5 protein-coding genes are annotated in these 5,439 nt (G+C 73.7%); 4 read left to right on the top strand and 1 reads right to left on the bottom strand.

Annotated elements, in window-relative coordinates:
• Positions 1-2: 2 nt before the first annotated feature.
• Entirely contained in the window at positions 3-896 is an 894-nt protein-coding gene (locus tag ACWGIU_RS28265) for a glycosyltransferase (RefSeq protein WP_453710433.1), read from the bottom strand.
• Between the two features lie 365 nt (positions 897-1,261).
• On the opposite strand from ACWGIU_RS28265, the gene ACWGIU_RS28260 reads away from it, so the two are divergent.
• The 4 genes from ACWGIU_RS28260 to ACWGIU_RS28245 are packed head-to-tail and all read left to right on the top strand — an operon-like array spanning position 1,262 to position 5,430.
• Positions 1,262-2,371 carry a Gfo/Idh/MocA family protein gene (locus ACWGIU_RS28260; protein ID WP_453710431.1) on the top strand — a complete coding sequence of 370 codons (1,110 nt, stop codon included), beginning with the start codon at positions 1,262-1,264 and terminating at the stop codon, positions 2,369-2,371.
• Positions 2,372-2,429: 58 nt separating this feature from the next.
• Complete coding sequence (locus ACWGIU_RS28255; RefSeq protein WP_453710429.1) at positions 2,430-3,425, top strand: NAD-dependent epimerase/dehydratase family protein; 996 nt, start codon at positions 2,430-2,432, stop codon at positions 3,423-3,425.
• Positions 3,422-4,660, top strand: a complete 1,239-nt coding sequence (locus ACWGIU_RS28250; RefSeq protein ID WP_453710427.1) for a DegT/DnrJ/EryC1/StrS family aminotransferase — start codon at positions 3,422-3,424, stop codon at positions 4,658-4,660. The genes ACWGIU_RS28255 and ACWGIU_RS28250 overlap by 4 nt, the downstream gene beginning before the upstream one ends.
• On the top strand, positions 4,657-5,430 hold the full coding sequence (locus tag ACWGIU_RS28245) for a NeuD/PglB/VioB family sugar acetyltransferase (RefSeq protein WP_453710425.1): 774 nt from the start codon (positions 4,657-4,659) through the stop codon (positions 5,428-5,430). The genes ACWGIU_RS28250 and ACWGIU_RS28245 overlap by 4 nt, the downstream gene beginning before the upstream one ends.
• Positions 5,431-5,439 lie beyond the last annotated feature (9 nt).

The raw sequence follows: 5,439 nt of genomic DNA, 5'->3' as shown, positions 1-5,439 counted from the left end.
GTTCAGCCCTGCCGGCTGCTCTCGTCCCGGAGCCAGGTGGAGAAGTCCTGGTCGCGGATGGCCTTCCGGGAGCCCCGGCGGGCGGCGAGCGCGGCCACCAGGAACACCACCACCCCCGGCAGCAGGCCCGGCCGGGCCCACAGCAGGGCGCGCAGATCCGCCGTGCCCGTCCGCGCGGTCTGCTCCGACACCTGCTGCGCCTGCTCCCGTGTCCCTTCCGGCGCCTCGGCCTGCCGCGCCGCCTGGAAGCGCTCGAACTCGGCCGAGGAGGTCGCCGCCCGGACCCGCCGCCTGATCAGGTCGGACCAGGTGCGCGGCGGACGGACGACCACCCGGGCGTCCTCGACCACGCGCCGCTCCCCCGGCCCGAAGGCGAGGGACGCGGCCAGGTCGTCGGCCATCAGCGGGGGCAGCGCGGCGATCCGCGCGTGCCCCGTCTCGGTCACGGCGATGACCCCCCGGCCGAACAGCCCCTCGCGGACGGCGGGCAGCCGCTGCCACACCCGGTAGTACGCCCGCACCGACCAGGCGCAGCCGCCCAGCGGGATGTCCCGGCCGGGAGCGGCGGCGAGCAGCTCCGGGCTCCGGTCGAGGGCGCCCACCAGGGCCCGTACGTCGGCGGCCCCGACGACGACGTCGGCGTCCACGTACAGCCGGGGGAAGCCCCGCGCATGCTCGTCGCCGGCCCGGAGTGCCGCGTGTTTGGAGGGAGTCGTGATCTCGACCACACGGACCCGGTCGCCGCGCCCGCCCGCCACGCGGGCGGTGTCGTCCGTACAGCCGTTGCACACCACGACGATGTCGGGCCCGGCCACCGGGGTGTCGGCCAGGAGCGCGTCGAGGAGCCGGCCGATGACCCGGCCTTCGTTGTGGGCCGGTATCACGATGCTGGTCACCCGGGCAGTATGCACGGCCGAACACCCGCGCCAGGCGATTACGTCAACTCTGCCCGGGGGTACGCCCGGTGGACTAGATTGAGCGGCGTCGACCGGATTCGGCACGCTTCGGCGACGCCGGTGTCCGGCAGCGGGCAAAGGCGGTACGGGTTCGGCTGCTTGTGGGGAACAGGCGGCCGGGCCGGGGGGCGAAGCACGCGGATCACGTAGGGCATCGGTTGTGGGGGGCCATCACCGTTGAGCAGGTCAGGCACGGGCCGCGCAGGCGTCCGGGCTGCCGTCGACGGCATTTCCCTCCATCACATGCGTCCCGGCCATGAATTGGCGACACGCCGTCCGGCGTGCGCGGAAGGAAGGGGAACGCCGTGAAGCACACCGCGAAGGACGCGGGGCAGGGCGCGGATCAGGACACGGGCGCCACCGGCAAGGGGTCCGCCCCCTTAGGTGTCGCCGTGGTCGGCGCCGGCTACTGGGGCCCCAATCTCGTCCGCAACTTCCAGTCCAGTGACCAGTTCCGGCTGCGCTGGCTCTGCGACCTGAACGTGGACCGGGCCCGCCAGGTGCTCGGCGCGTACTCCACGGTCCAGGCCACCGCCGACTACGAGGCGGTCCTCGCCGACCCGGAGGTCGACGCGGTCGCGGTGGCCACTCCGGCGGGCACGCATCTCGACGTGGCGCTGGCCGCGCTGCGCGCCGGCAAGCACGTCCTGGTGGAGAAACCCCTGGCCGCCACGTACGAGGACGGGCTGCGGCTCGTGAACGAGGCCGAGGAGCGCGGTCTCACGCTGATGTGCGACCACACCTACTGCTACACCCCGGCGGTGGGCCGGATCCGCGAGATGGTCCGCTCCGGTGAACTCGGCGAGATCCACTACGTGGACTCGGTACGGATCAACCTGGGGCTCGTCCAGAAGGACATCGACGTCCTGTGGGACCTGGCCCCCCACGACCTGTCCGTCCTGGACTTCATCCTCCCGGAGCACGTGCGGCCGGTCGCCGTCGCCGCGCACGGAGCCGATCCCATAGGGACCGGCCAGTCCTGCGTGGCCTACCTGACGCTGCAGCTGAGCACCGGCGCCATCGCCCACGTGCACGTCAACTGGCTCTCGCCCACCAAGGTGCGCACCACCATGGTCGGCGGGTCCAAGCGGACCCTGGTGTGGGACGACCTCAACCCCACGCAGCGTGTCGCCGTGTTCGACCGCGGGGTGGACCTGAGCGCCCCGCAGGAGATCGGCGCGGACGAGCGCCGGGACATGCTCGTCTCCTACCGGACCGGCGACATGGTGGCGCCCGCGATCGGTGAGAAGGAGGCCCTGCGCAGCATGGTCGAGGAGTTCGCCGCGTCCATCCGGACGGGACGGCCGCCGCTGACGGACGGCCGGGCGGGACTGAAGGTGCTGGACATCCTGGAAGCCGCCTCCCGGAGCCTGGAGTTCCGCGGAGCGGTCGTCGGGCTGCGCACCGGGCGTTGATCCTCCGCAGTCCGATCACTCGCAAGACCACGACCGAACATCCAGTGGGGGCAGGACGTTGAGCAGCGTACGAGGCAAGAGGATTCTGGTCACCGGAGGGTCGGGCACGATCGGCTCGCACCTGGTGGACCTGCTGGTGGACAACGGGGCACGCGAGGTCGTCGTGCTCGACAACTTCGTGCGGGGGCGGACCGCCAACCTGGCCCGCGCCCTGCCGAGCGGGGTGGTGGAGGTCGTCGAGGGCGACATCCGCGACGTGGCCGCGGTGCGGAAGGCGACCGAGGGCGCCGAGCTGGTGTTCCATCTCGCCGCCATCCGGATCACCCAGTGCGCGGAGGACCCGCGGCTGGCGAACGAGGTCATGGTGGACGGCACCTTCAACGTGCTGGAGGCGGCCGCGGCCGCCGGGGTGGGCAAGGTGATCGCCTCGTCCTCGGCCTCGGTCTACGGCCTGGCCGAGCAGTTCCCGACCACCGAGCGCCACCACCCGTACAACAACGACACGTTCTACGGTGCCGCGAAGGCCTTCAACGAGGGGGTGCTGCGCAGCTTCCACTCCATGTACGGGCTGGACTACGTGGCACTGCGCTACTTCAACGTGTACGGGCCCCGGATGGACATCCACGGCCTCTACACCGAGGTGCTGATCCGCTGGATGGAGCGGATCGCCTCGGGCGAGCCGCCGCTGATCCTCGGCGACGGCTCGCAGACCATGGACTTCGTCGACGTCCGGGACATCGCGCGCGCCAACCTGCTGGCCGCCGAGTCGGACCTGACCGACGAGGTGTTCAACGTCGCGAGCGGCACCGAGACCAGCCTGCTCCAGCTCGCGCAGGGGCTGCTGGAGGCGATGGGCGCCGAGGGGCTGGTGCCCGAGCACGGGCCGGCCCGCGCGGTGAACGGCGTCACCCGGCGGCTCGCGGACACCTCGCGGGCCGCGGAGCGGCTCGGCTTCACCGCCGAGATCGACCTGCGCACCGGCCTTCGGGACCTGGTGGAATGGTGGCGGGCCGAGCGCGCCGCCGACGCGGCGGCCGCGGGGACCGGCCGATGAGCGTCCCGGACCCGGCGCCGGACACAGCACCGAACACAGCTCCGGACGCCGCTTCGGTCTCCGCCCCGGCCCCCGCTCCGGTCTCCACCCCGGACCCCGCCGCGGCCCGGATCCCGGTGATGGTGCCGTGGCTGGGCGAGGAGGAGGCGAAGGCCGCCGCCGACGCGGTGCTCTCCGGCTGGGTGGCCCAGGGCCCCCGGGTCGCCGAGTTCGAGCGGGCCTTCGCCGAGCGGGTGGGCGCCGAGCACGGCATCGCGGTGAGCTCGTGCACCACCGCCCTGCACCTGGCCCTGATCGCCCTGGACCTCGGTCCCGGCGACGAGGTGATCGTCCCCTCGCTGTCCTTCATCGCCACGGCCAACGCGGTGCGCTACGTGGGCGCCCGGCCGGTGTTCGCGGACGTCGAGGAGGCCACCGGCAACCTCACCCCGGAAACCGTGGACGCGGTCCGCACGCCGAGGACCAAGGCGGTGATCGCCGTCCACCAGGGCGGGGTGCCCGCGGACGTGCACGCGCTGCGCGCGGTGTGCGCGGACTGGGACGTGTCCCTGGTGGAGGACGCCGCCTGCGGCATCGGCGCGACGGTGGGCGGCAAGTCGGTGGGCCACGGCGCGCTGCTCGCCGCCTGGTCCTTCCACCCCCGCAAGGTGATCACCACCGGCGAGGGCGGCATGCTGACCACGGACGACGCGCAGTGGGCGGAGCGGCTGCGCCGGCTGCGCGAGCACGGCATGAACGTGTCCGCCGCGCAGCGCCACGCGAGCGGCAAGCCGGTCGTCGAGAGTTACCTGGAGGTCGGCTACAACTACCGGATGACCGACATCCAGGCCGCGGTCGGCCTGGTGCAGCTCGGCAAGCTGGACGAGATCGTGGCCCGGCGGCGTTCGCTCGCGGCCCGGTACACCGAGCTGCTGGGCGAGGTCCCGGGGCTGCGCCCGGTCCAGGACCCCGGTCACGGCCAGGGCAACTTCCAGTCGTACTGGGTGCTGCCGGCCGAGGACTTCCCCGTCGGCCGGGACGAGCTGCTCACGGCGCTCTCCGAGGCCGGCATCTCGGCCCGGCGCGGGATCATGGCCTCGCACCTGGAGCCCGCGTACGCGGACCACGGCGCGGCGCCGCTGCCGGTCACCGAGCGGATCAGTCGCGACTCCGTGATCCTGCCGCTGTTCCACACCATGACGCGGGAGCAGCAGGACCGGGTGGTGGCGGTGCTGCGGGAACAGGCGGGCGGATGAGCGGCCCGCCGCGGCGGACCGAGGACCTGCTGATCGTCGGCGCGGGCGGGTTCGCCCGCGAGACCGCGCAGGCGGTACGGGACACGGCCGCCGCGGCCGCCGCGGCCGGCCGCGCCCCGCGGTGGCGCCTGGCCGGGCACCTCGACGACGATCCGGGCCTGCACGGCCGGGAGGTCGACGGGGTGCCGGTGCTGGGCGGCAGCCACCTCGTGCACGAGCTGCCGGCGGCCCGGGTGGTGGTCTGCGTGGGCAGTCCGCGCGACTACGCCGTACGGGCCCGGCTGGTACGGCGCCTGGGGCTGCCCGGGAGCCGGTACGCGACGGTGGTCCATCCGACGGCGGTGGTCTCGGGGTCCTCGCTGCTCGGCGCGGGCTCGGTCCTGCTCGCGCACTGCGTGCTGACGGCCGCCGTCCGGCTCGGGTCCCACGTGGCGGTGATGCCGCAGGTGGTGCTCACCCACGACGACCGGGTCGGGGACTTCGCCACGCTCGCCTCGGGCGTGCGCCTCGGCGGCGGGGTGCGGCTGGGGCGCGGCGCGTACGTGGGCGCGGGAGCGCTGGTGCGCGAGGGCACGTCGGTCGGCGCCTGGTCGCTGACCGGTATGGGAAGCACGGTTCTGGCCGATGTGCCGCCCGGTGAGGTGTGGGCCGGAAGCCCCGCCCGCCGGCTGCGCGCGGCGGGTGGCCCGGCGCTCGACGAGCTGCGGGCCGATGGCGAGGAGACGGCCGGCCGGTGGCCGGAGACACGGATGGGGAGCACAGTCGTATGAACCAGATAC

This window comes from Streptomyces sp. NPDC054840, assembly GCF_053611065.1.
The sequence above is the reverse complement of the archived record's forward strand: the minus strand, read 5'-3'. Positions and strand labels throughout refer to the sequence as shown.